The sequence below is a fragment of the Rahnella sp. BIGb0603 genome, assembly GCF_024808755.1.
Classification (GTDB): domain Bacteria; phylum Pseudomonadota; class Gammaproteobacteria; order Enterobacterales; family Enterobacteriaceae; genus Rahnella; species Rahnella contaminans.
Genome location: NZ_JANUEX010000002.1, coordinates 392,896 through 418,545 on the forward strand (window position 1 = coordinate 392,896; position 25,650 = coordinate 418,545).

Genomic DNA, 25,650 nt, shown 5'->3' on the forward strand with positions numbered 1-25,650 from the left:
GGATTCGCGGAGCAGAGGGTTTCCCCTGCTCCGCTTTCCGCTACTGATTAGCCAACAATCAGCTGATGGTTCGCCAGCAACGTCGCCAGATCGGTATGGACGTTGGTCAGCGTCGCGATGGTGGTCATCGACTGTGCTGAACCGCTGCCATCCATATCAATCCTGATGACGGTGTTGTTGCCTTCGGTCGTCACCGACAGGTAATCGGTGATATTGCCCGCCGAGGCGTTCAGCGTCGCCACGCCGTTGACGTAGCTTGCTGAACCGGTGCCGGTGTAACCGCCCGACTGCAACAGCTCGCTCAGATCCAGACGGTCTGAGTTCGCCGTGCCTTCCCATGTCCCGACCGTAAAGCCGTTGATGGTGTCAGAACCGTTACCGCCGGTGGCATCGGCACTGTTAATCAGCTTGTACAGCAGCGTGTCGTGCCCGCCGTTGCCCAGGTTGAAAGTGTCGTTGCCGCCACGGCCTTCGAACACGTTATCGCCCGCGCTGCCGGTGATCGTATCGTCGTAGTTCGACCCGGCAATCCCTTCGATATTCTTGAAGGTAGACGTGTTGAACCCGGTGTTCTGGGCGTTACTGCTGCTCAGATCCACGGTGATCCCGCTGGTGGCATTGCGGAAATCGACGATGTCTTCGCCGCCGGTGGCACTCCATGTCGCATGGTCTGACGAGGTGTTCCAGCCGCCGGAGCCGTCGTACACATAGGTGCCGTTTTCCGCGATAAACGTATCGTTGTAGCCGGTACCGGTGATCGTTCCGCTGGTACCGCCGGTCGCTGCATCCGCCGTTAACGAGTAGCTGGTGGTGCCGTCGCCCGCGGTCAGGTCATTCCAGGTTTCATTGGACGACACACCGTTGATGTTACGCACCAGCACCGCCGAATAGGTTTCATTCGGATCCAGCCCGTAGAAATTCACCAGCGCCGACGCATCGTTAATCCCGATACCCGACTGGGCGTTGATGATCTGCGACGCCACCAGCTGGCCGGCTGAGTTGTACAGCTGCACGGTGTTGCCGTAGAACACGTTCATCCCTTCACCGTCGAGAATGCGCAGGTGGATGGCCGTGCCGTCGGCAATGGTGTTGTTGTTGGCGATGTACACCACTTTGCCGTTGGCCTGCGAGACCAGCAGATCCTGCGTCCCGTTCCAGTCGTAATCGAGGGTCGCAATCCCGGTCACGTTCACCAGTGCGGACGCCAGCTGGCTGCTGCTCCAGCCTTTTCCGGTACCGTCGTTCATGTACAACGTCGCGGTCTGGCTGGTGGAATAGGTGCTGAACTTAATGATGTCCATGTCACCGTCACCGTCCCAGTCCACGGCGGCTGAAAGATAACCGCCAGATGCTGCGTTGTTGGTTGCCGTTTCTACTGCGGTTGGCGTGGCAGTTAAGCCGCCCGTCCCGTTGTTGTAGTAGATCATGCCGCCGTAGTTGTATCCGCCGCTGGTGTTCAGACCTGTTGAAATGTACAAGTCCATCAGACCGTCGCCGTTGAAATCTGCCCAGGTCATCGACACTGCGGTGGTCGAGTTGGCGGCATTCGGGATAAACACGTTAGCGATGCTCTGCGTTTCCGTCAGCGAGCCGGTGCCGTTGTTGCTCACTACCGTCAGGGCATACGCGCCATTACGGTTGGTGTGCTGAACGATATCGACCGTACCGTCGTTGTTGATATCCACCCCGGAGATTTCACGGTACGTCACACCCGCCAGACCCGCCGCGCCGTTGGTACCATCAGCGGTCAGAACGCCATTGTTGTTCACCAGATAACTGCGTGAGTCACCCCCGGCATCGCCGTACGCCAGATCCACCCAACCGTCGCCGGTTTTGTCATAGGCAATCACGCCGCCGTACCAGATGGTGGTGCCGATCGCCTGCTGGCCGTAGGTGTACGTGCCGTCTGCGTTCGCGGTCCATTTACCCTGAATGCTGCCGCCGTAGTTGGTTTCCGTCGCATAAATATCGGACGTGCCGTTACGGTCGGTATCCGCCAGCGTGTAACTCACCACGATGTTGCCGCGGGTGTTGGTTAACGTGGTGCCGGAATAGCTGTTCAGGCCGGAACTGGTGTAATCCGAGATCCCGGTGACAATGTTCCACAAACCGCTGCTGTTCAGGCTGAACGCCATGGCGTTGGTGGACGTCGAACCCGCGGTTGTCGCCCAGCTGGTGTCCACGGCGGTTTCGGCATAAACAATGATGGCGCTGGTTTCGATACCTGCATCGTTCCCGTTGCCCGCACTGCTGCGCACCTGTGCCGTGACGTTATAACTTGCCAGCCCCAGCGCACCCGGAACCTGCAGATACCAGGTGTTGTTCAGCGGATCGACCACCACGGCGCCGCCGGTTTCGGACGTGTAGGTCACGCCATTCACCACCACCTGGACATACATTCCTTCGCCCAGCGCTTCGGACAACGTACCGCTGATGATCGGCGTCGTATCCTGCGTGGACTCTGGCGTGACGGTGGCAATCGTGGTCGGAATCGAGGTATCCACCGTCAGGGTGAAATCGCCCGATGGCGTGGTATTCCCCGCCAGATCCTGCGCTTTCGCGACGTACACGTAAGTGCCGTCCGCCAGCGCGGAATCGGAGAAGGTCCAGGCCAGTCCGACCACCGTCGCGACGCCCACAAACACGCCGTTACGGTAGATCTTCAGCACTTCGCCGTCGGCCAGCGCCTTGCTCAGCGTACCGCTGAGCGTCGGTGCGGTTTCATCCGTATAAGTGCCGGAACCGAACGATCCTTTACGGTCACCTTCGTCATCGGAATACTGAACGATGCTCGCTACCGCTTCCGGGTTCACCGTGTCAATCACCACCGTCTGGCTGCTGACCGTGCCGGTGTTACCGGCCTGATCGATAACCCGAACCTGCACGTTGTAGTTGCCGTCGGCCAGTACGGTGCCGGTTGCGTCATAGCTCCATGACTGCCCGTTCACCACCACGTCAGTCCAGGTCAGACCGCCATTGAGGCTGATTTGAGCCCTTTCGTCGGTCGCCAGCGCGGCGTTCAGTGTGCCCGACATTGTCAGCGTGTTATCACTGGTGATGAAGTCGTTCGCATAATCACCGGTATCGTTGCTGATCGCACCAATGGTGATGATTTGCGTCGGAGCCGTGGTGTCAATGGTCACCACCTGCTGCGCAGTCTGACCGACGTTTCCGGCCTGATCCACCACGCGAACCTGATACAGCGTCTGGCCGTCGGTCAGCGTGCGGCCGTCGGTGTACGTCCAGGTGCTGCCGGAAAGCGAGACGGTCGTCCAGGTCGCGCCGTTATCGACGCTGATCTGCACCACTTCGCCTGCGCCCAGCGCCGCGCCGATAGATCCGGTGACGGTCAGCGAGGTATCGCTGGTCACAAAATCGCTGGCAGAAATGCCGGTATCGGTGCTGACGCTGTCGATGGTCACGCTTTTGCTGCTGTCCGGCGCAACGGTATCGACGGTGACCACTTTCGAGGTCACATTGCCGACGTTCCCGGCGGTATCTACCACACGGACGTTATAGGTGTAATCCCCGTCGGTCAGCGTGCGGCCATCGGCAAATGTCCAGCCGGTGCCGATCGTGGTCGCATTCAACCACGTCACACCGCCGTCAACGCTGACCTGCACCACTTCATCGGCGGCCAGCGTTTTGCCCAGCGTACCGGTGACGGTCAGCGAGGTGTCGCTGGTCACAAAGTCACTGCTGCTCAGGCCGGTATCGGTGCTGATCGCATCAATAGTGATGGTTTTGCTGCTGTCCGGTGCCGTGGTATCCACGGTAACCACCTGACTTGCCGTCGCTCCGATGTTGCCGGCCAGATCGATCACACGCAGCTGGTAGTTGTAATCACCGTCGGTCAGCGTGCGGCCGTCGATGTACGTCCAGGTCAGGCCGCTGATGCTCACGTCAGCCCAGGTGTTGCCACCGTCGAGACTGATTTGCGCGTATTCATCCGCACCCAGCGCAGCGCCAAGCGTGCCGCGCAGGTTGAGCGTGGTGTCGCTGGTAATAAAGTCGGTGCTGCTCAGCCCGGTATCCTGCGAAATCGCATCGATACTGATGGACTGGCTGGCGTCCGGTGCCACGGTGTCAATCACGACCGTCTGCGACGCGGAAGACCCGACATTACCGGCGGCGTCAATCACCCGCACGGTGTAGCTGTAGCTGCCGTCTGTCAGCGCGCTTCCCTGCGCATAGTTCCAGGTGGTTCCGGTCACGGTCAATGTGACCCAGGTCAACCCGCCATCCAGGCTGATTTGCGCAGACTCGTCGTTGCCCAGTGCCGCAGAAAGCGAGCCTTTGAGCGTAATCGTGGTATCGCTGGTCACGAAATCACTGTTGCTGCGGCCGGTGTCATCGCTGACCGAATCAATGGTAATGGTCATTGACGGTGCCGAGGTATCGACTGCAATTTCGTGCGTCGCCGTACCGGTATTGCCGATGCTGTTAGTCACTGACGCTGTGATGGTGTAATTCTCGCCATCCGCCAGCGCGTTCACGGCATTGGCGCTCAGGTTCAGCGTCCAGCTCTGGTCATTCTGAACCTGCGCGGTATAGCTCTGACCGTTCAGGGTCACCGTCACCGTTGAACCGGCCGGAGCCGTCGAGGTTCCGGTAACGGCCAGCGACGTGCCGTGCTCTGCGGCGTTAACCACATCGTCCTGCGCGAAGGTATTGATAGTGACTTCAGGCACCGCTCCGCTGAGGCTGACTGACGAATCAGTCGCCGCCGGATTGCCCGCCACATCTTTCACGGAGGCGGTGACGGTGTAACTGCCGTCTGCCGCACCGTTAAAGTCAGCCGCAGGAACGTTCACGCTCCAGGTACCGGTGGAAGTGACGATGGCGTGGTATTCGCGGTTGTTGAAGGTCACGGTAACAATCTGTCCCGCTTCCGCCGACGTGGTGCCGCTGATGGTCTGACCCGCCAGTTGCTCGGTGGTGTTGATGATGTCATCACCGGCGATGGTGTTGATGGTCAGCGTTGGCGCAACCGTATCGACAATCACAGACGTGCTGGCGGATGCCGGATTGCCCGCCACGTCGGTGGTGCTGGCAGTAACGGTCAGCGTGCCGTCGGTCAGTGCAGCCACGTCGTCTGCCGGAACATTCACCGACCAGGTGCCGTTGGCATTCACGGTCGTGGTGTAGGTTTCATTGTTGAGTGTCACGCTGACCGTCCGACCCGCCTGCGCGGTAGACGTGCCACTGAGTGTCAGCGGCTGACCCAGTTCGGCGGCATTCAGCATGCCATCGGCGGTGACCGGGTTAATCAGCAGCGCAGGCGCGGTGGCATCGACCGCCACATTGTGCGTGGCGCTGGCCGTATTGCCCGCCGTATCACTGGCACTTGCGGTCACGGTATAATTACCGTCTGCCATCGCCGCCACATCACCCGCCGGAACGTTCAGCGTCCATGCGCCGTTCGCACCGACATCTGCGGTATAACTTTTTCCGTTCAGCACCACGGTCACTTCGGTGCCTGTCGTCAGCATGTCACTGCCGCCGGAAATTGTCAGGCTGGTGCCTTTTTCCGCCGCATTGATGATGTCGTCCTGCGCAATCGTATCGATGCTCAGGCTGACCGCACTGGCATTCACGGTGATCAGGTGATCGCTGCTGCCGGTGTTTCCCGCACTGTCGGTGATGCTGACAGTAATCGTGTTCTCGCCGGAAGCCAGCCCCTTAATCACACTTGCCGGAACGCCGGCACTCCAGTTGCCGCTGGCATCCACCACCGTGGTGTAGGTGATCCCGCCAATGACCAGCGTGACAACGTTACCCGGCTGGGTGCCGGTGCTGCCGCCGGTAATGACCTGTGCCTGCGAGTGTTCAGCCGCGTTCAGCACATCGTCGCCCGCCACGGTATTCACGCTGACGACCGGCGCGGTGATATCCACCAGAATGGAACCGCTGACAGACGAGCTGTTGCCCGCGACGTCTTTCACCGTAGCCGTGACGGAGTACGTGCCGTCGGTCAGCGCCGAGGCGTCTGCCGCCGGAACAGACGTGCTCCAGGTGCCGTCCGCCGCAACGGTCGCGGTGTAGTTCTGGCCGTTAAGCGTAATCGTTACAACCTGATCGGCTTCTGCCGTCGAGGTGCCGCTCAGCACCACGTCCGCGCCCGCTTCCGCGCTGTTGAGCACGTTGGCACCGGCGATGGTGTTGATGGTGATAGCCGGTGCAGACGCGTCCACTTCGGCGGTATTCGCCGCGCTCGCGCTGTTGCCCGCCACGTTGGTGACGCTGGCAGTTGCTGTCACGTCGCCGTCTTTCAGGCCAGTCATATCGCCCGCCGGAACTTTGACGCTCCAGCTGCCGTCAGCCTGCACCTGAGCCGTATAGTTATGGCCCGCAAAGTTAACGGTCACGGTCTGACCTGCTTCCACGTTTTGCGTGGTGCCGGTCAGGGTGAGATCCGCCGCTTTTTCCGCTGCATTAATGATGTCGTCGGCTGCGATGGTATCGACCGAAATCGCCACGCTGCTCAGATCCACGGTCACGTTATTAGAAATGGTGACGCTGTTACCCGATGCATCCGATCCGGTCACGGTGATATTGAGCGCGCCCGCTGGCCAGTTCGCCACATCCGCTGCCGGAACGGCCGCAGACCATGCGCCGTTCGCGCCAACCGTTGCGTGATAATCCACGCCGTTAACGGTCACCGTCACGCTGCTGCCCGCCGCGATATCGGTGCTGGTGCCGCTGATGATCTGGTTCTGCTGAATTTCGATGCTGTTGACGATGTCGTCGCCCGCCACCGTATCCATACGCAGACCCGGCAGACCGGCGTCGATGCTGATCTCACGATCGCTGCTGTTGGTGTTGCCGTGCTGATTGGTCACGCTGGCGCTGATTGTCAGGTCGCCGTCGCCGAAGCCTTTCAGATCAGCCGAAGGCACGCTGACACTCCAGCTCAGGTCACTTTGCACTTCAGCGGTATAGGTTTTTCCGCCCAGCGTAAGGGTAACGGTATCGCCCGCCGCCGCGTTGGTGACGGTGCCGCTCAGCAGCTGATCCGCATTGATTTCCGTCGCGTTAACGATGTTATCAGTGGCGAATGCGCTGATGCTCACGGTTGGCAGTGAACTGTCGACCAGCACAACGTGCGTGGTGTTACCGGTGTTGCCCGCCGCGTCGGTGCTGCTGGCGGTCAGGGTGTAATCCGCTTCGCCCAGTTTTGCGATGTCGGCCGCCGGAACGTTCAGCGTCCATGCGCCGTTCGTAACGGTTGCGGTGTAGTTCTGTCCGTTAAAGTTCAGGGTAACCGTTGTGCCGTCTGCGCCGTCGCTGGTGCCGCTGACGGTCAGCGCTTCGCCTTTTTCGGTGGCGTTGATCACGTCATCCGCGGCGACGGTGTTAATCGTCAGAACCGGAGAAACGGTATCGACGGTAACCGCATGCGTTGCAGAGCCGTCATTGCCCGCGGCATCTTTCACGGTAGCAGTGACAGTGTAACTTCCATCGGTCATTGCGCTGACCGCAGACGCCGGAATGCCGATGCTCCAGTTGCCCTGAGCATCCACGGCCGCCGTGTAGGTTTTGCCGTCGATTTCAATGGTCACCAGGCCACCCACCGGAACGCCGGTGCTGCTGCCGGAGACCATCAGGTTCTGCTGAAGTTCCTGCGCGTTGATCACGTCATCGCCGGAAATGGTGTTGATGGCCAGCGTTGGCGGCGTGATATCCACCAGCAAATCATGCTCAACCGTGACGCGGTTGCCCGCCAAGTCGCTGACGGACGCGGTGATGGTGAACGTGCCGTCAGTGAGAATGCCCGCGTCAGCCGCCGGGATCGTCACGCTCCAGGTGCCGTCCGCCGCCACAACCGAGGTATACCCGGCCACGGTCACAGTCTGGCCCGGTTCCGCCGTGGTGGTGCCGCTGATAATGACGTCGGCGCTCGCTTCCGCCAGATTCAGCACGTTGTCACCGGCGATGGTGTTCATCGTGATCGTCGGCGCGAGGGTATCGACTGTCACATCCTGCGCAGCGCTGGCGCTGTTACCCGCCGTGTTGGTCACGCTGACGTTCACGGACGTGTCGCCGTCTTTCAGATTTTTCATGTCCGCAGCCGGAACTGTCAGGCTCCAGGAGCCGTCAGTCTGAACCTGCGCGGTGTAGCTATGACCGGCGAAAATCACCGTCACATTCTGCCCGGCTTCCACGTTTTGCGTGGTGCCGCTCAGGGTCAGATCCGCCGCTTTCTCTGCCGCATTCAGCATGTTGTCAGTGGAAACCGTATCGATAGCAATGCTAACGCTGCTGAGATCAACGGTGATGTCATTGCTGATGGTGACGCTGTTGCCGGACGTATCAGAGCCGGTCACGCTGATATTGAGTGCGCCCGCTGGCCAGTTCGCCACATCTGCCGCAGGGACTGCCGCTGACCAGTTACCGCCTGCACCAACCGTTGCCTGATAGTCAACGCCATTGACGGTTACGGTGACGCTGCTGCCCGCCGCCAGCCCGGTGCTGGTACCGCTGATGATCTGGTTTTGCTGGATTTCGATGCTGTTGACGATATCGTCGCCCGCAATCGTGCCGATACGCAGGCCCGGAAGCGCTGCATCGATAGCGATATTGCGATCGCCGGAACCTTCATTACCGCTGACGTTAGTGACGCTGGCGGAAATGTTCAGGCTGCCGTCGCCCATCGCGGCGAGATCGGCCGCAGGAACGGTAATGCTCCAGGTGAAATCGCTCTGCACTTGCGCCGTATAGGTTTTCCCGCCGACGGTCACGGTGACAGTCCGGCCTGCTTCTGCATGCGTGACGGAACCGCTGATCACCTGATCCTGCGTCACTTCGGTCGCATTAATCACGTCATCGCCCGCTACCGTATTGATGGTGACGGAAGGATTATCAGAAGCCGTTTGCAGCCCTTTCGAAACAGAACCGGTATTGCCATTCACGTCGGTGCCGCTGACGCTGACCTGATAAAGCGCCTGCCCCAGATTCGCCAGCGCACTGGCCGGAATATCGGCACTCCATACGCCGCCGTTCACGGTTCCCGTATAGTTCAGGCCGTTCAGCGTCACAATCACCTGCGCGCCGTCCGCAAGCCCGGTCACCGTACCGGTAACGGTCAGTGTGGTCAGGGCTTCGGTGGCATTCAGCACATTATCGCCGCCCGCCATGTCATTGATAACAAAGACAGGCGCAGTGGTATTGACCACAACATTCTGGCTTGCAGAACCGGTATTTCCGGCCAGATCGGTAACAGAGGCGGCAACGGTGTAGCTGCCGTCCGCCAGCCCGCTGACCACGTCAGCCGGAACGCCGATGCTCCACTTGCCGCTGGCATCGCTGATAGCGGAATAATCCACACCATTAATGGTCACGGTCACGACAGTGCCGATGTCCACGCCGGTCACGGTGCCGCTGATGACCTGCGCCTGTCCGTGCTCGGTGCTGTTAATGACGTTGTCGCCCGCCACCACGTTGACAGTGACGACAGGCGCTGTCTGATCAACCTGCGCGGTGCCAGTCGCCGTCGCCGGGTTACCTGCAATATCGGTAACGCTGGCAGTCATGGTGTAAGCACCGTCGTTCAGACCGGAGAATACGGTATTCGCGACGCTGGTGGTCCAGGTGCCGTCCGCCGCAACGATCGCGGTGAAGGTTTCAGTGCCCATCACGATGGTCACCGTCTGACCCGCCTGCGCCGTTGATGTGCCGCTCAGCACAACATCCGTACCGGCATTAACCGCGCTCAGCACATCGCCCGCGCTGATGCTATTGATCGTCACGACCGGCGCAGACGCATCGACTTCCGCCGTATTCGCCGCACTCGCGCTGTTGCCAGCCACGTTAGTCACGGTGGCCGTTGCTGTAACGTCGCCGTCTTTCAGGCCAGTCATATCGCCCGCCGGAACTTTGACGCTCCAGCTGCCATTTGCCTGCACCTGCGCGGTATAATTGTGGCCCGCGAAATTCACGGTCACGGTCTGGCCTGCTTCCACGTTTTGCGTGGTGCCGGTCAGGGTCAGGTCTGCCGCTTTTTCGGCGGCGTTAATGATGTCGTCGGCTGCGATGGTATCGACCGAAATCGCTACGCTGCTCAGATCCACGGTCACGTTATTAGAAATGGTGACGCTGTTACCCGATGCATCCGATCCGGTCACGGTGATATTGAGCGCGCCCGCTGGCCAGTTCGCCACATCCGCTGCCGGAACCGCTGCCGACCATGCGCCGTTCGCGCCCACGGTCGCCTGATAATCCACGCCGTTGATGGTCACGGTCACGCTGCTGCCCGCCGCGATGTCGGTGCTGGTGCCGCTGACGATCTGGTTCTGCTGGATCTCGATGCTGTTGACGATATCGTCGCCCGCCACCGTATCGATGCGCAGGCCCGGCAGACCGGCGTCGATGTTGATTTCACGGTCGTTGGAGGCGGTGTTGCCGTGCTGATTGGTCACGGATGCATTGATGGTCAGGTCGCCGTCGCCGAACCCTTTCAGGTCTGCGGAAGGCACGCTGACGCTCCAGCTCAGGTCACTTTGTACTTCAGCCGTATAGGTTTTACCGCCCAGCGTAACAGTGACGGTATCGCCCGCCGCCGCGTTGGTGACGGTGCCGCTGATGGTCTGATCGGCGTTGATTTCAGTCGCGTTCACGATGTTGTCGGTCGCTACCGGGCTGATGCTCACGGACGGCAGCGAACTGTCGACCAGAATGTCGTGCGTCGCGCTGCCGGTGTTGCCCGCCGCGTCGGTGCTGCTGGCGGTCAGGGTGTAATCCGCTTCGCCGAGTTTTGCCACGTCTGCCGCCGGAACGTCCAGCGTCCACGCGCCGTTCGTGACGGTTGCGGTGTAGTTCTGTCCGTTAAAGTTCAGGGTAACCGTTGTGCCGTCCGCGCCGTCGCTGGTGCCGCTGACGGTCAGCGCTTCGCCTTTTTCCACGGCGTTAATGACGTCGTCTGCCGCCACGGTGTTAATCGTCAGCACCGGAGAAACGGTGTCCACGGTAACCGCGTGAGACGCCGCGCCGTCGTTGCCCGCCGCGTCTTTCACGGTGGCGGTGACGGTGTAGCTGCCGTCGGTAATCGCACTGACCGCAGACGCCGGAATGCCGGTGCTCCAGTTGCCGCTGGCGTCCACGACTGCGGTGTAAGAAACGCCGTTGATTTCAACCGTCACCAGCCCGCCCGCAGGCACACCGGTGCTGCTGCCGGAGATCATCAGGTTCTGCTGAAGCTCCTGCGCGTTAATAATGTCGTCGCCGGAAATCGTGTTAATGGTCAGCGTTGGCGCAGTCACATCCACCAGCAAAGAACCATTCGCGCTGGCGCCGTTACCGGCTATGTCAGTAACCGTTGCGCTCACAGAATAGGTGCCGTCCGCCAGTGCTGCCGCATCCGCTGCCGGAACCGAGGTGCTCCAGGTGCCGTCCGCCGCAACGGTCGCGGTGTAGGTCTGGCCGTTCAGCGTGAGGGTCACGGTCCGACCGGCTTCTGCGGTTGACGTCCCGCTCAGCACAACGTCCGCGCCCGCTTCCGCGCTGTTCAGCACGTTGTCACCGGCGATCACGTTGAGGGTCAGCGCTGGCGCAGACGCATCGACTTCCGCCGTATTCGCCGCGCTCGCGCTGTTGCCCGCCACGTTGGTGACGCTGGCCGTCGCCGTCACATCGCCGTCTTTCAGGCCAGTCATATCGCCCGCCGGAACTTTGACGCTCCAGTTGCCGTCAGCCTGCACCTGAGCCGTATAGTTATGGCCCGCAAAGTTAACGGTCACGGTCTGACCTGCTTCCACGTTTTGCGTGGTGCCGCTCAGGGTGAGATCCGCCGCTTTTTCCGCTGCATTAATGATGTCGTCGGCTGCGATGGTATCGACCGAAATCGCCACGCTGCTTAAGTCGACGGTCACGTTATTGGAGATCGTCACGCTGTTGCCGGACGTATCAGAGCCGGTCACGGTGATATTCAGCGCGCCGGCAGGCCAGTTCGCCACATCCGCTGCCGGAATGGCCGCAGACCATGCGCCGTTCGCGCCCACGGTCGCCTGATAATCAATGCCGTTAACCGTGACGGTCACGCTGCTGCCTGCCGCGATATCCGAGCTGGTGCCGCTGACGATCTGGTTTTGCTGAATTTCAATACTGTTGACGATATCGTCGCCCGCCACCGTGTCGATACGCAGCCCCGGCAGACCGGCGTCGATGTTGATCTCACGGTCGTTGGAGGCGGTGTTGCCGTGCTGATTGGTCACGCTGGCGCTGATTGTCAGGTCGCCGTCGCCGAACCCTTTCAGGTCTGCGGAAGGCACGCTGACGCTCCAGCTCAGGTCACTTTGTACTTCAGCCGTATAGGTTTTACCGCCCAGCGTAACAGTGACGGTATCGCCCGCCGCCGCATTGGTGACCTTGCCGCTGATCAGCTGATCGGCGCTGATTTCGGTCGCGTTGATGATGTTATCGGTCGCCACCGGATTGATGCTCACGGTCGGTAATGAGCTGTCTACCAGAATGTCGTGCGTCGCGCTGCCGGTGTTGCCCGCCGCATCGGTGCTGCTGGCGGTCAGGGTGTAATCCGCTTCGCCGAGTTTTGCCACGTCTGCCGCCGGAACGTCCAGCGTCCATGCGCCGTTCGTGACGGTTGCGGTGTAATTCTGGCCGTTGAAGTTCAGGGTAACCGTTGTGCCGTCCGCGCCGTCGCTGGTGCCGCTGACGGTCAGCGCTTCGCCTTTTTCGGTGGCGTTAATGACGTCGTCTGCCGCCACGGTGTTAATCGTCAGCACCGGAGAAACGGTATCGACGGTAACCGCATGCGTTGCAGAGCCATCATTGCCCGCGGAATCTTTCACGGTCGCCGTGACAGTGTAACTTCCATCGGTCATTGCGCTGACCGCCGAAGCCGGAACGCCGGTGCTCCAGTTGCCGCTGGCATCCACGACTGCGGTGTAAGAAACGCCGTTGATTTCAACCGTGACCAACCCGCCCGCAGGCACACCGGTGCTGCTGCCGGAGATTATCAGGTTCTGCTGAAGCTCCTGCGCGTTAATAATGTCGTCGCCGGAAATCGTGTTAATGGTCAGCGTTGGCGCAGTCACATCCACCAGCAAAGAACCATTCGCGCTGGCGCCGTTGCCTGCTATGTCAGTAACCGTTGCGCTAACAGAATAAGTGCCGTCCGCCAGTGCCGTCGCATCCGCTGCCGGAACGGAGGTGCTCCAGGTGCCGTCCGCCGCAACGGTCGCGGTGTAGGTCTGGCCGTTCAGCGTGAGGGTCACGGTCCGACCGGCTTCTGCGGTTGACGTCCCGCTCAGCACAACGTCCGCGCCCGCTTCCGCGCTGTTGAGTACGTTGTCACCGGCGATCACGTTGAGGGTCAGCGCTGGCGCAGACGCATCGACTTCCGCCGTATTCGCCGCACTCGCGCTGTTGCCCGCCACGTTGGTGACGCTGGCCGTCGCCGTCACATCGCCGTCTTTCAGGCCAGTCATATCGCCCGCCGGAACTTTGACGCTCCAGCTGCCGTCTGCCTGCACCTGCGCGGTATAGTTGTGGCCCGCGAAATTCACGGTCACGGTCTGGCCTGCTTCCACGTTCTGCGTGGTGCCGGTCAGGGTCAGGTCTGCCGCTTTTTCGGCGGCATTAATGATGTTATCTGCCGCAATGGTATCGACGGAAATCGCCACGCTGCTCAGATCCACGGTCACGTTGCTGGAAATGGTGACGGTATTACCGGACGCGTCCGATCCGGTCACGCTGATATTCAACGCGCCCGCAGGCCAGTTCGCCACATCTGCCGCCGGAACAGCCGCCGACCATGCGCCGTTTGCGCCCACGGTCGCCTGATAATCGATGCCGTCAACGGTCACCGTCACGCTGCTGCCCGCCGCGATGTCGGTGCTGGTGCCGCTGATGATCTGGTTCTGCTGAATTTCGATGCTGTTGACGATGTCGTCGCCCGCCACCGTATCAATGCGCAGGCCCGGCAGACCGGCGTCGATGCTGATCTCACGATCGCTGCTGTTGGTGTTGCCGTGCTGATTGGTCACGCTGGCGCTGATTGTCAGGTCGCCGTCGCCGAAGCCTTTCAGGTCTGCGGAAGGCACGCTGACAGTCCAGCTCAGGTCACTTTGCACTTCAGCGGTATAGGTTTTTCCGCCCAGCGTAACAGTGACGGTATCGCCCGCCGCCGCGTTGGTGACGGTGCCGCTCAGCAGCTGATCCGAATTGATTTCCGTCGCGTTAACGATGTTATCAGTGGCGAATGCGCTGATGCTCACGGTTGGCAGTGAACTGTCGACCAGCACAACGTGCGTGGTGTTACCGGTGTTGCCCGCCGCGTCGGTGCTGCTGGCGGCCAGGGTGTAATCCGCTTCGCCCAGTTTTGCGATGTCTGCCGCCGGAACGTCCAGCGTCCATACGCCGTTCGTGACGGTTGCGGTGTAGTTCTGGCCGTTGAAGTTCAGGGTAACCGTTGTGCCGTCCGCGCCGTCGCTGGTGCCGCTGACGGTCAGCGCTTCGCCTTTTTCCACGGCGTTAATGACGTCGTCTGCCGCCACGGTGTTAATCGTCAGCACCGGAGAAACGGTGTCTACGGTAACCGCGTGAGACGCCGCGCCGTCGTTGCCCGCCGCATCTTTCACGGTGGCGGTGACGGTGTAGCTGCCGTCGGTAATCGCACTGACCGCCGAAGCCGGAATGCCGGTGCTCCAGTTGCCCTGAGCATCCACGGCCGCCGTGTAGGTTTTGCCGTCGATTTCAATGGTCACCAGGCCACCCGCCGGAACGCCGGTGCTGCTGCCGGAGATCATCAGGTTCTGCTGAAGCTCCTGCGCGTTAATAATGTCGTCGCCGGAAATCGTGTTAATGGTCAGCGTTGGCGCAGTCACATCCACCAGCAAAGAACCATTCGCGCTGGCGCCGTTGCCTGCTATGTCAGTAACCGTTGCGCTCACAGAATAGGTGCCGTCCGCCATTGCTGCCGCATCCGCTGCGGGAACGGAGGTGCTCCAGGTACCGTCCGCCGCAACGGTCGCGGTGTAGGTCTGGCCGTTCAGCGTGAGGGTCACGGTCCGACCGGCTTCTGCCGTAGACGTCCCGCTCAGCACAACGTCCGCGCCCGCTTCCGCGCTGTTCAGCACGTTGTCACCGGCGATGGTGTTCATTGTGATCGTCGGCGCGAGAGTATCGACCGTTGCATCCTGCGCGGCACTGGCACTGTTGCCCGCGACATTGGTCACGCTGACGCTGACGGTGGTGTCGCCCTCTTTCAGGGTGCGGAGATCGGCGGCAGGAACGGTCACGCTCCAGCTACCATCGGCCTGTACGGTAGTGGAATAACTGCCACCGGCAAAGTTTACGGTGACATTCTGCCCCGCTTCCACGTTCTGCGTGGTGCCGGTCAGGGTGAGATCTGCCGCTTTTTCCGCTGCATTAATGATGTTATCTGCCGCAATGGTATCGACGGAAATCGCCACGCTGCTCAGATCCACGGTCACGTTATTAGAAATCGTTACGCTGTTACCCGATGCATCCGATCCGGTCACGCTGATATTCAACGCGCCCGCAGGCCAGTTCGCCACATCTGCCGCCGGAACAGCCGCCGACCATGCGCCGTTTGCGCCCACGGTCGCCTGATAATCAATGCCGTTAACCGTGACGGTCACGCTGCTGCCTGCCGCGATATCGGTGCTGGTGCCGCTGACGATCTGGTTCTGCTGAATTTCGATGCTGTTGACGATATCGTCGCCCGCCACCGTGTCGATACGCAGGCCCGGCAGACCGGCGTCGATCACGATTTCGCGATCCACGGTGCCGGTATTGCCATTCTGGTTGGTTACGGTAGCAGTGATATTCAGGTCGCCGTCGCCGAAGCCTTTCAGGTCAGCCGAAGGCACGCTGACGCTCCAGCTCAGGTCATCCTGAACCGTAGTGGTGTAAGAATTTCCGCCCACGGTGACAGTAACAACATCACCGGCTGCGGCATTCGAGACTTTACCGCTGACAATCTGTGCGGCTTCAATTTCGGTGGCATTAATGATGTCATCGCCCGCGGTCACCGCGATAGTGACAACCGGAAGCGCGGAATCCACGAGGACGTTGTGGGTCGTGTTGCCGGTGTTACCTTCGGCGTCCGTGCTGGTGGCGGTAAGCGTGTAGTTTGCTTCGCCGAGTTTCGAGACATCGGAAGCAGGCACGGTAACGGACCAGTTTCCGCCGTTAATGGTGCCGGAATAAGTCACGCCGTTGAGCGTCAGGCTGACCGGCGTGCCGTCGGCGCTGTTGCTGGTACCGGTGATGACCAGTGCTTCGCTTTTTCCGATAGCGTTGATCACATCGTCAAGCGCAACGGTGTTGATCGCCAGTTCCGGGACTTCTGAAGACACCAGCACCGCGGTGTTCTGCGAGCCGGTGTTACCCGCTTTATCGGTAATGCTGACGCTGATCGGGTAACTGCCATCGGCGACGGAGCTGAAAACAGACGACGGTAAACCGACGCTCCAGGAGCCATCGGACGCGACGGTGGTAGTGTAAGTCTGACCATTGACGACCAGCGTGACCGTGTCGCCCGCTTCTGCGCCGGTGCTGGTGCCGCTGACGATTTGCGCCTGAGTCTGTTCAGCGCTGTTGAGGATATTATCCCCGGCAATGGTGTTGATGGTGATCACCGGAACCGTGGTATCAACCCGCAAATCTTGCGTCGCAGTCGTGCTGTTACCGGCCGCATCGCTGACCGACGCGCTGACGGAAACATTACCGTCCTGAAGCGCGCCCGCCTGTGCCGCAGGCAGGTTAACTGACCAGCTGCCGTCTGCGCCGACAATGGCGGTGTACGTCTGGCCATTCAGGGAGATCGTCACGACCTGACCCGCTTCCGCCGTTGAAGTACCGCTCAGCACAACGTCTGCGCCCGCTTCGGCCGCATTAAGAATGTTATCGCCCGCCAGTGTGCCGATGGTCAGCGAAGGAGGCTGAGTATCAACATTCAGGGTGGAGTTTGAAGTGATAGTGTTGCCTGCGGGATCCACGCCGCTGACCTGCACGGAATGCACGCCATCCGCCAGCGCGCTTATATTGGCGTGTGGAACACTGACTGACCATGAGCCGTCTGCGCCCACGGTGGTTTGCCAGCTCGTGCCATTCAGGGTCACGGTAACCGCGGTGCCCGCAGCCAGGTTGTCACTTTTGCCTGAAATCGTCACATTTGCCGCCGCTTCTGCGGCATTCAGCACGTTGTCACCGGCGATGGTGTCAATGGTCAGGGCTGCCGTGGTCGTCACGACATTCAGCGTGATGGTGCCCGCCGTGGTGGTGGAACCGTTGCTTTCCTGCACCACAATGTAAGTGTGCGTACCGGCGGACTGCGCCGCCAGCCGGGCGGTCCACTGACCGTTTGCGCCGACCACTGCGGTAGCAATGATGTTGCCGCTGCTGTCCACAATCGAGATATCCGCGCCCGGATAACCGGTACCGGTAAAGGTCGGGCGCGCGTCGTCGGTGATGTCCCGATCGGCAAGAATACCCTGCTTGTCGCCCTGCGTATCGGTGACGAGGAACGTTGGCTGCGCCACTTCAACATCTTTGGTGTTATCAATGACTTTGGTTTTTTCATCCGTGCCGCCGCCGTGCCCCAGCAATGCGCCAGCGGCACCTGCGCCGAGCACGCCCGCGAGCAAATACGGCCATTCGACCGTGACTTCAGTGCTGCTCAGCAACAGCGGTTCAATACCCGCCAGCGGCGTTTCAACCGCGTGAAGAGCGAAGGCAGGCGTATCATGAGCCACAGCAGCATCCGGGAAACTGACTTCCGTCAGCCCCTGGTTTTCATCCTGAAAGACCAGTTTATTCTCGTCGTCCTGTCCGATATTCTCGAAATATCCTACGCAACGAATAACGGAGCCGTCCTTCATGTGAATAATCAGGTCATTCCCGTTACGTTCATAGCTGGCAACATCTTTTGCCGAGCCATGAATAACGACAATGCCGGATTCATTCATTGCGACAGCTGCATTCCCTTGTGCAGTAAACTCATTTTTCAATGATGTTTTACGAGAGATAATATCCATGACTCTGCTCATGATATTTTCCTTTATCCTTATTATGCCTGATAGGTGTTATTCCAATGCTTATGCGAGCCACTGGCTTTTAAATAACAAAACGTTTATTGACAAACATTTAATAACAAATCATTTCAAGTCTGGTAAAGATTGCTTCGCGCCCTGATTAATACCCAACTGCGGTAATAAATCATTGACGGCGGTGGCATAATTTACCAGCGAATAACCGCTGTCATATTTCGCACTGATTTGTGAAAACTTCGCCTGGAATACATCCTGTTCGACGCTCAGCAAATCATTTAACGTGCGCTGGTTAAGCTTATATTCGCTTTTGTACACATCACGCGAGCGTACAGAATCCTGCAATTGTTCGGCGCTGGCCTGCGCCTGCCCTTCGGCTCCTGCCCAATTGGCATAAGCCACTGACGCTTTTTGCAGAATATCGAGCTTGGCCTGGTCTACTACCGTTCCGGCGATATTTTTCCGCCCTTCGGCCTGGCTTACACGCGCAGATACCGCGCCTCCCTGATAAAGCGGCGCGCTGACGTGTAACTGAATCTGATTATTCCAGTACGGATTATTCTGGGTTTCATAACGCGTACGGTTTGCCTGCAAACTCAGCGTCGGCAGATAATCAGATTTCGCTTTACTCACTTCATAAGAAGCGGATTCTTTTTGTGCCTGTGCATAAAGCACCGTCGGAATTTTGGAATAATCAATATTGTTTGGCATCACCGGCGCACTGAATTTATTGGCGGCGAAAGGCTTATAGGACTTCGCGTCAACGCCGGTGAGCGCGGTCAATTGTGCTTTCGCAGCGGATAAACTCGCCTGATATTGTTTCAGCGTCGAGCGCATGCCTGAAATACGCGACTGCGCCTGCAAGACCTCAGAACGGGTGGTTAACCCGGCGTCAGCACGTAAAGAGGACATTCTTCTGACGTCTTCAAGCGCGCGGATATTCTCTTCTACCGCCTGCGTCAGTTCCTGATATTTCAACACGTCCAGATACGCCGTGGCCGTTTGCTCTGCGACGTCGGACATGGTTGCCAGCAATTTGTAGCGGTAGCTTTCCTCAGAGGATTTCTGCTGATTCACGCTGGCATTGGTTTTGCCAAAGTCATAAATCAACTGTGACAACGTCATGCCATAGGCGGCCGCGTTGTTCAGGCTGTTAGAGAAATCCTGCTGTGTGGAGCTACCGGTATTGGCGTTCAGCCCTACCTGCGGGTACCACGCGCTTTGCGCTTCGCGGATCTGCGCCTGGCCGATCCCCATCTGGTACGCCTGCTGTGTGACCGACGGGCTGCGGGAAAATGCCTGTAGGATGGCCGTTTTCAGATCCACAGACTCCATCCCTCTCAGGGAAGGTGCTGAGGCCCATTCTGTCCCCCCTTTTGTAACATCCGCATGGGTTACAAATGGCAGAGCCAGGCATACAGTTAAAACGCTTAAGTTTCCTGCGACTTTTCTGACTGAATTCTTCATCTGACACTCCTGTCATTTTCCTTGCCGGAAACATCCTGGTGCAGCCTTCGCACAGTTTCCGGAACCCACATCCCATCTGATTTACAGGGGTATTATTGCAATGTTCCTGACACAGAAAAAGCCGTCCTAAAGTACCCAATCCGTTTGAAATACATTGATGAGGGGCGAATATTCCTATTAGAGACATTCATGACATGTATGGATTAATCTTAAAAATCATGATGTTATTTTTCTAACATAAGGGAAAAATCTGATAACCAAAAATGGTCTGAGGGATGGCAATTTGATTACAACAGCGACATTAACATTACAAAAATCGGTCACTTCTTAGGAAAATTTGCGGAATCCTTACAAATAAATGCGGGTGAATTTGCATTATTTTGCGTTTTTGGGACGAAAAACACGCTGTCTGGGTGAGATTATTCTGAGTGTAAATCCCCGAATTTTCCTCTTAATCATTTCAGCTATAGGTGAAAAAAACAGCGCAAAAATAATCATGAAAATAGTTAAGCGAATTTCATGCTCTGGCGGAATTATCGTTCACAGATCGTCTTAATAATAAAGCCAGTAAAAAGCCATCGTCGGGTTCCTGTTTGGAGACAAAGACAGCAGCATGAAACAGCGTTATATTGGCATGACAAAATCCATGTCATATCACCCCGTCCGGCTTTCGTTTTCATTTTTAAATGAAAGCCCCCTGCGCAAATGAGTATCAGTCAAAGGTGAGCTGCCAAAAATATTCATTCATGCATTTTAAATGCGTCAAAACTCTCTATAGATTTATCGATTAATGTATAGCCATGTCAGCTTTATGGAGTAGTGTAGGATTATTTAAGTATTAAATATAGAAACGAAAAATAGTCCTAAACGGGTAACATAAATCCTTGCCGTAAATGTTAATTAACATTAAATTTCAATAGGTTATAAGAAACATCTGAGAATATTTAATTACATTACAAGAAATTAATAACTTTGAGTTACGTTGACGATAGGAACCATAATATATATTATGATCACAGGCATATTGGATGGTAATAACAGAGGAAAACTATCGGACATATGCGATTTCTTTACGGAGAACGGGTTCATTTAAAGGAATGAATTAATGATGCGCATTGCACTTATTGACTCATGCACATTCACGTATAACGGGCTAAAGCATTTATTCACTTTAACCCATATACCTAAAGGCATAACTTTCAATCAAATCAGTGCTGAGGAAGCGCTTGACAAAAGCAATGAGAACTACGACATCTATATAATTGAACCAGGTGAAGTGAGTTTTGAGTTTAATATCGATAAGTTTATTTATCATCTGAAGTCTATGAGTCTGGTCAGCAGCAAGTTTGTTATTCTGAGCGATAATATGATTGTAAACAGTCGCCTGGCCGATTTTCATTTATGCAAAGCGCATGCCTTCTCGAAGAGTTATTTCTTCTTTGACAGCCTGCTGACCGGGAAGTACGACGCGATACGCCCTTTTGTAGAGGATTATCTTCTCTCGAAAAACGAAGCGATTTTGCTCCGGTGCTTAGCAAAAGATCCGACTATGAAAAACATCGAGAAAATCACGTCGATTCCCATGTCGAATCTTTACTACTATAAATACAGCGCCATGAAAAAGCTTAAGCTGAAGAATACTAAAGAACTCTTCAGCTACCTCAACCGGGTGCTTAATCACTCCCTCTGACCCACAGCCTGGCTTCACATAAGCCAGGTTATTGCATCAGGTACTTGTACAACTCAATCGAGTTTTTCAGCCCCAGTTTCTTCATCGCATTCCGCTTATGCGTACTAATCGTCTTACAGCTCCGTCCTAATTTCTGCGCAACATTGGCATTAGTCTTCATGGTTTTAATTGCCATCAGAACTTCCCATTCTGTGGCCGTCAAAAACTTTTGTGAAGACTGCGCGGATGTCGCTCTCTTTTGCTGAAAATAAGGGCTCAGTGCCCGCTGATAATTCAGGTCAGAGGCACCGGTAATAAGCATTTTTCTGAGTACGGAGATCTCCTCCTGCTCTGATATAAGCATATCAATGTTTTCATCAGAAAGTTGCGCCAGTTTATCATTCTGCTCAATCTTAGTGACGACAATGACCCGAGGAGGAATATAGAGGAAATTCATTCTCCGGATAAATTTCATGACTGCATTGAAATCATCCGAGGTATCCTGAACCTCGAGAATAATACTGTCGATCCCCGTCCCTATTCCTGAATTGTAAAATTCAACCAGTGAACTGAAAGCATGTGTTTTTAAATCAAGCTGATTCAGAACTGCCGAAATTGCCAGCCGCTCATAATAACCTGAGTGAATTATCACTGTTTGTTTCATTAATCATTCCGTTGGTAATACTTTCCGTTTATCTCCCTTTCAGGGGGAAATTCTTAGCCCCCTGATGCATCGCAATCTTAATTCGGGATATTTTTCCTGTCGATATTTTGAGAATTTCAAGCGTCACGTTAGGATTTTTACGGTCATATCATAAAAATCCATGAATCCATTACAACTCATCATTAATTGATTATCAATTACGAACCAAATGAAACAATTCACTGTAATAACCCCGATAAAGCAGTGTCTTATTCTTTATGATCTTTGCGTGCTTTTAAAATTTTGTCTGATTGACATTACTTTCCCGCTTTCACTTCCGATCAATAAATCCACACATTTCATCCAAAATTGATCACAAACAACCGCAAAGCGTTTTTTGCCGCAAATATTCTAAGAATTTTCTAGTTTATGCGGCGAAATATCTGAGTTGTGGATCAGGGGGTGTTTTCAGCACGAAATGTTTGAAACGCGCGGTGAATTCCTGCGTGAAACCGTTCAGGTAAACAGTGATTACGTGGGCGAAGGCTATGGCCTGCCGACCGCGGGTACGCTGGAAGCCCTGCGTTTACTGGCATGGCTCGAAGGGATTTTGCTGGATCCGGTTTATTCGGGCAAAGGCATGGCCGGTCTTATCGATTTAATCCGTAAAGGCCACTATTGCGCCGACCACAATATCGTGTTCATCCACACCGGCGGCTCGGCGGGTTTGTTTGGCTACCGGCAGTTGCTGGAACAAACCGGTGCTTGCCTGCACCGAAGAGCCCCCCGCGCTGGACGCTGTTTCGTCAGTTCATTTATCCCAAAGCCTTGATCCAACGGCGTTACTGGCGGCAACTTGTGTGAATTTATGGCAGGGCTCAAATCCATAAAACACGAAGGACCGGATAATGCGAATATCAGCAAGTATTTGGGGAAATGACTTCACGGGCGATTAAGCCCACGGTTCCAAACTTATCCTTCAGGAATAAATGATGACGACCTTAAACGACAGACTGGCATGGCGCTACGCCACTAAAAAATTCGACCCAACCAAAAGCGTACCGGCTGACAAGCTTGAACGCATCATCGAGGCCGTCCGCCTTGCGCCTACCTCAAGCGGCCTGCAACCGTTTGAGCTGTTTGTCGTCACCAACCCGGAAGTTCGCGAAAAAATTCGCGCCGTTGCATGGAATCAGGCGCAGGTAACGGACAGCTCTCACCTGCTGGTATTCGCCGCCTGGGATGACATCACCGAAGAACGCGTAAATATGATGTTCGACCTGACCAATGATGTGCGCGGTTTCGTCAATGAAGGCTGGGAAAACTATCGCAAAATGCTGCTGGGAATTGTCGCGGAACGCGGAACCGAAGCCAACTATCAGGCCGCTGCCCGTCAGGCTTATATCGGTCTGGGCGCAGCGTTAATCGCCGCCGCTTTCGAAGAAGTGGACGCCACCCCGATGGAAGGTTTTGACCCGGCCGCCGTCGATGAAATCCTCGGCCTGAAAGAGAAAAACCTGCGCAGCGTGATCATCCTGCCAATCGGCTATCGTGCGCATGAAGGCGACTGGCTGGTGAACCTCAAAAAGGTACGCAGAAGTCGTGAGAATTTTGTGACTGAAATTAAGTAAGTTTTAGTCAGAATTTTGGGGGGCGCCCCAAACCGCCTTTAACGGCAAAACCTGTTGTAAAAAGACGCGGAGATCCCAAAGAGGGCTCGTCATAGCCCTCTTTGGTCGGTTTCGGCACCCGCCGCTGAGCGTTCACCGCACATGAAAACCGGGATTTTCTCGATCCTGCTAAAAAGCCAGCCCGGCGTTGACCCACATCCCCCTTTCATTTACCTGATGACAACCCGGCACGTTCTGTGCAGGATCAGATTTTTATTTCCGGGGATCATCCATGAACGCAAAAACGGCATCGTTAGAAGGCCGTATCCGCCAGCATTGGGATCAGCTCTCTTTGCACGAACAGCGTCTGGCCGATGTCTTGCTGGCAGCGCCTGGGCAGTTAGCCATGAATACGGCAACAGAACTGGCGCAGAGCGCGGGGGTTTCCAAAGCCACTGCGACGCGGTTTTTCCGCCATATCGGCTATGAAAGTTATGATGCCGCCCGCCGTCAGGCGCGTGAAATGCAAAACAGCGGCTCCCCGTTGTATCTTCAGGCTGTGCCCAGTGCTTCTCCCCTTGATACATTGATACAAAATCATCTGGAAAAAGAAGTCTCCAGTCTGGTGAATACGTTCCGTTCGCTGGAAACAGAGCAACTGGAAGCCTGCGTGAAGACGATTGCCCGCGCGCGGCGCGTTGTGGTGATGGGCTGGCGCCACAGTCAGACCATCGCCATGCTGATTTACCGCGATCTCGTCCATATTCATCCCGATGTCCAGCTGCTGCCGCGCGCCGGGGATTCTCTGGCGGAACATCTGGCCATGCTGGGTCCGCAGGATATCGTGATTTGCGTGGGCCTGCGCCGGCGTATGCCCGCACTGGAAACGGCCATGAACGCCCTGCACGAAATGCATGTGCCGATGCTGTATATCTCCGATGTGCTGGCAGGTAAACCGGCGAAACATGCCAACTGGGTATTGCGCTGCCACACCGATGTGAACCTGATTTTTGACAGCACCGTCGCCCTTTCCGGCGTCTGTAATCTGCTTTGCTCACTGGTCGCCCGCAGTATGGGGAAAACCGGTAGCTACCATCTGGCCTCTATCGAAACCCTGCACCAGAGTCTCGACGAGCTGGAATAATGCGCTGTTACGGCGCACGCGTTGTGTAGTTTCTCACCAAATCAGTGCAACGGCGTTTGCGGACGTCGCTTTTTTTTCAATTGATATGAAACCAGAGAAATTAAATAAACAGCCAAAGAAACACTTGTTTCTCATTGATTCACTGAGAAAAAGGGGTTCCCTTCTGAGATTACCGTTTCATCGATCAGAAAACTGGCACGGAATCTGCTCTGGTAGGAATGACATTTCACCAACACCAGGGAAACACCATAATGAAAAAAACAGCACTGCTGATCGCCACTTTGCTCACGCTCGGCGCAGCAACAGCCGCTAAGGCTGATACTTTGTCGGACATTAAAAGCAGCGGAAAAATCACCGTTGGCATCGACCCGACATTCCCACCTTATGAATTCACCAACGATAAAGGCGAAATCACCGGTTACAGCGTGGCGATCATGGAATCGTTCGCCAAAGACCTCGGCGTGAAACTGGAGTTTCAGAAAACGGCATTTAGCGGCATTTTGCCCGGCCTGATTTCAGGGTCATTCAATGCCGAAGGTTCTTCCCTGAATGTGACCGCCGAGCGCGCGAAAAAAGTGCTTTTCACCACGCCTTACAGCAAAACCGTCAACGGCGTGCTGGTGCGTGAAAGCGAAGCGAAAAAATTCAGCAGCAAAAAGCTGACGCCTGAAGATCTCTCCGGGCTGAGCGGCGCGGTAAAAAGCGCCAGCGTGCCGGAGCAGTTGCTGAAAGGCTTTAACGAAACGCTGACCAAAGAAGGCAAAAAACCCATCACGATTATCAGCGTTGATACGCTCGATCAGACCGTCAGCACGCTGATGACCAGACGTGCCGATTTCGTTTATGACGATATCTCGGTACTCGCGCCAATTGTCAAAAAATACCCGAATAAAGTCGTGCAGGTCGGCGAAGCCGGGCCGTCGCAGTGGATGGCGTGGGCCACGCGTAAAGACGATGTCAGCCTGAACAAAGCCATCAGCGATCACATTCTGGCGATGCAAAAAGATGGCGAGCTTTCGGCACTGCAAAAACAGTATCTCGGTACCACGTTTACCGTGCCCGCCAGCGATTTCATCCCTCAGGAGTAA

Annotated in this window: 7 protein-coding genes and 1 pseudogene; 5 read left to right on the top strand and 3 right to left on the bottom strand. The window is 56.5% G+C overall.

Annotation, left to right across the window (positions count from 1 at the left end; translation table 11 throughout):
• Window positions 1–47: 47 nt before the first annotated feature.
• Both M2403_RS06905 and M2403_RS06910 read right to left on the bottom strand, forming a co-directional pair.
• The gene (locus M2403_RS06905; protein WP_259228806.1) at window positions 48–18,029 is read right to left on the bottom strand and encodes an Ig-like domain-containing protein; all 17,982 of its coding nucleotides are present in this window, start codon (window positions 18,027–18,029) and stop codon (window positions 48–50) included.
• A 108-nt stretch (window positions 18,030–18,137) separates the two neighbouring features.
• A complete protein-coding gene (locus M2403_RS06910; protein WP_259228807.1) occupies window positions 18,138–19,364 on the bottom strand; it encodes a TolC family outer membrane protein in 1,227 nt (408 codons plus the stop codon).
• A gap of 1,237 nt (window positions 19,365–20,601) precedes the next feature.
• Here M2403_RS06910 and M2403_RS06915 point away from each other — a divergent pair.
• On the top strand, window positions 20,602–21,186 hold the full coding sequence (locus M2403_RS06915; protein ID WP_165057654.1) for a LuxR C-terminal-related transcriptional regulator: 585 nt from the start codon (window positions 20,602–20,604) through the stop codon (window positions 21,184–21,186).
• A 28-nt stretch (window positions 21,187–21,214) separates the two neighbouring features.
• Here M2403_RS06915 and M2403_RS06920 read toward each other — a convergent pair whose 3' ends face one another.
• Complete coding sequence (locus M2403_RS06920) at window positions 21,215–21,829, bottom strand: LuxR C-terminal-related transcriptional regulator (RefSeq protein ID WP_152327182.1); 615 nt, start codon at window positions 21,827–21,829, stop codon at window positions 21,215–21,217.
• 472 nt (window positions 21,830–22,301) lie between these two features.
• Between M2403_RS06920 and M2403_RS06925 the strand changes: the two are divergent.
• From M2403_RS06925 to M2403_RS06940, 4 genes and pseudogenes are all read left to right on the top strand, one after another.
• Window positions 22,302–22,568 (top strand): annotated as a pseudogene (locus M2403_RS06925) (pyridoxal-phosphate dependent enzyme); the annotation flags it as partial.
• 232 nt (window positions 22,569–22,800) lie between these two features.
• Window positions 22,801–23,439, top strand: coding sequence for an NAD(P)H-dependent oxidoreductase (locus M2403_RS06930; protein ID WP_152327206.1), 639 nt, complete (start codon window positions 22,801–22,803; stop codon window positions 23,437–23,439).
• Window positions 23,440–23,710: 271 nt separating this feature from the next.
• The gene (locus tag M2403_RS06935) at window positions 23,711–24,562 is read left to right on the top strand and encodes a MurR/RpiR family transcriptional regulator (RefSeq protein WP_165057656.1); all 852 of its coding nucleotides are present in this window, start codon (window positions 23,711–23,713) and stop codon (window positions 24,560–24,562) included.
• Window positions 24,563–24,813: 251 nt separating this feature from the next.
• Window positions 24,814–25,650: a transporter substrate-binding domain-containing protein gene (locus M2403_RS06940; RefSeq protein ID WP_152327180.1), complete on the top strand. Its 837-nt coding sequence runs from the start codon at window positions 24,814–24,816 to the stop codon at window positions 25,648–25,650.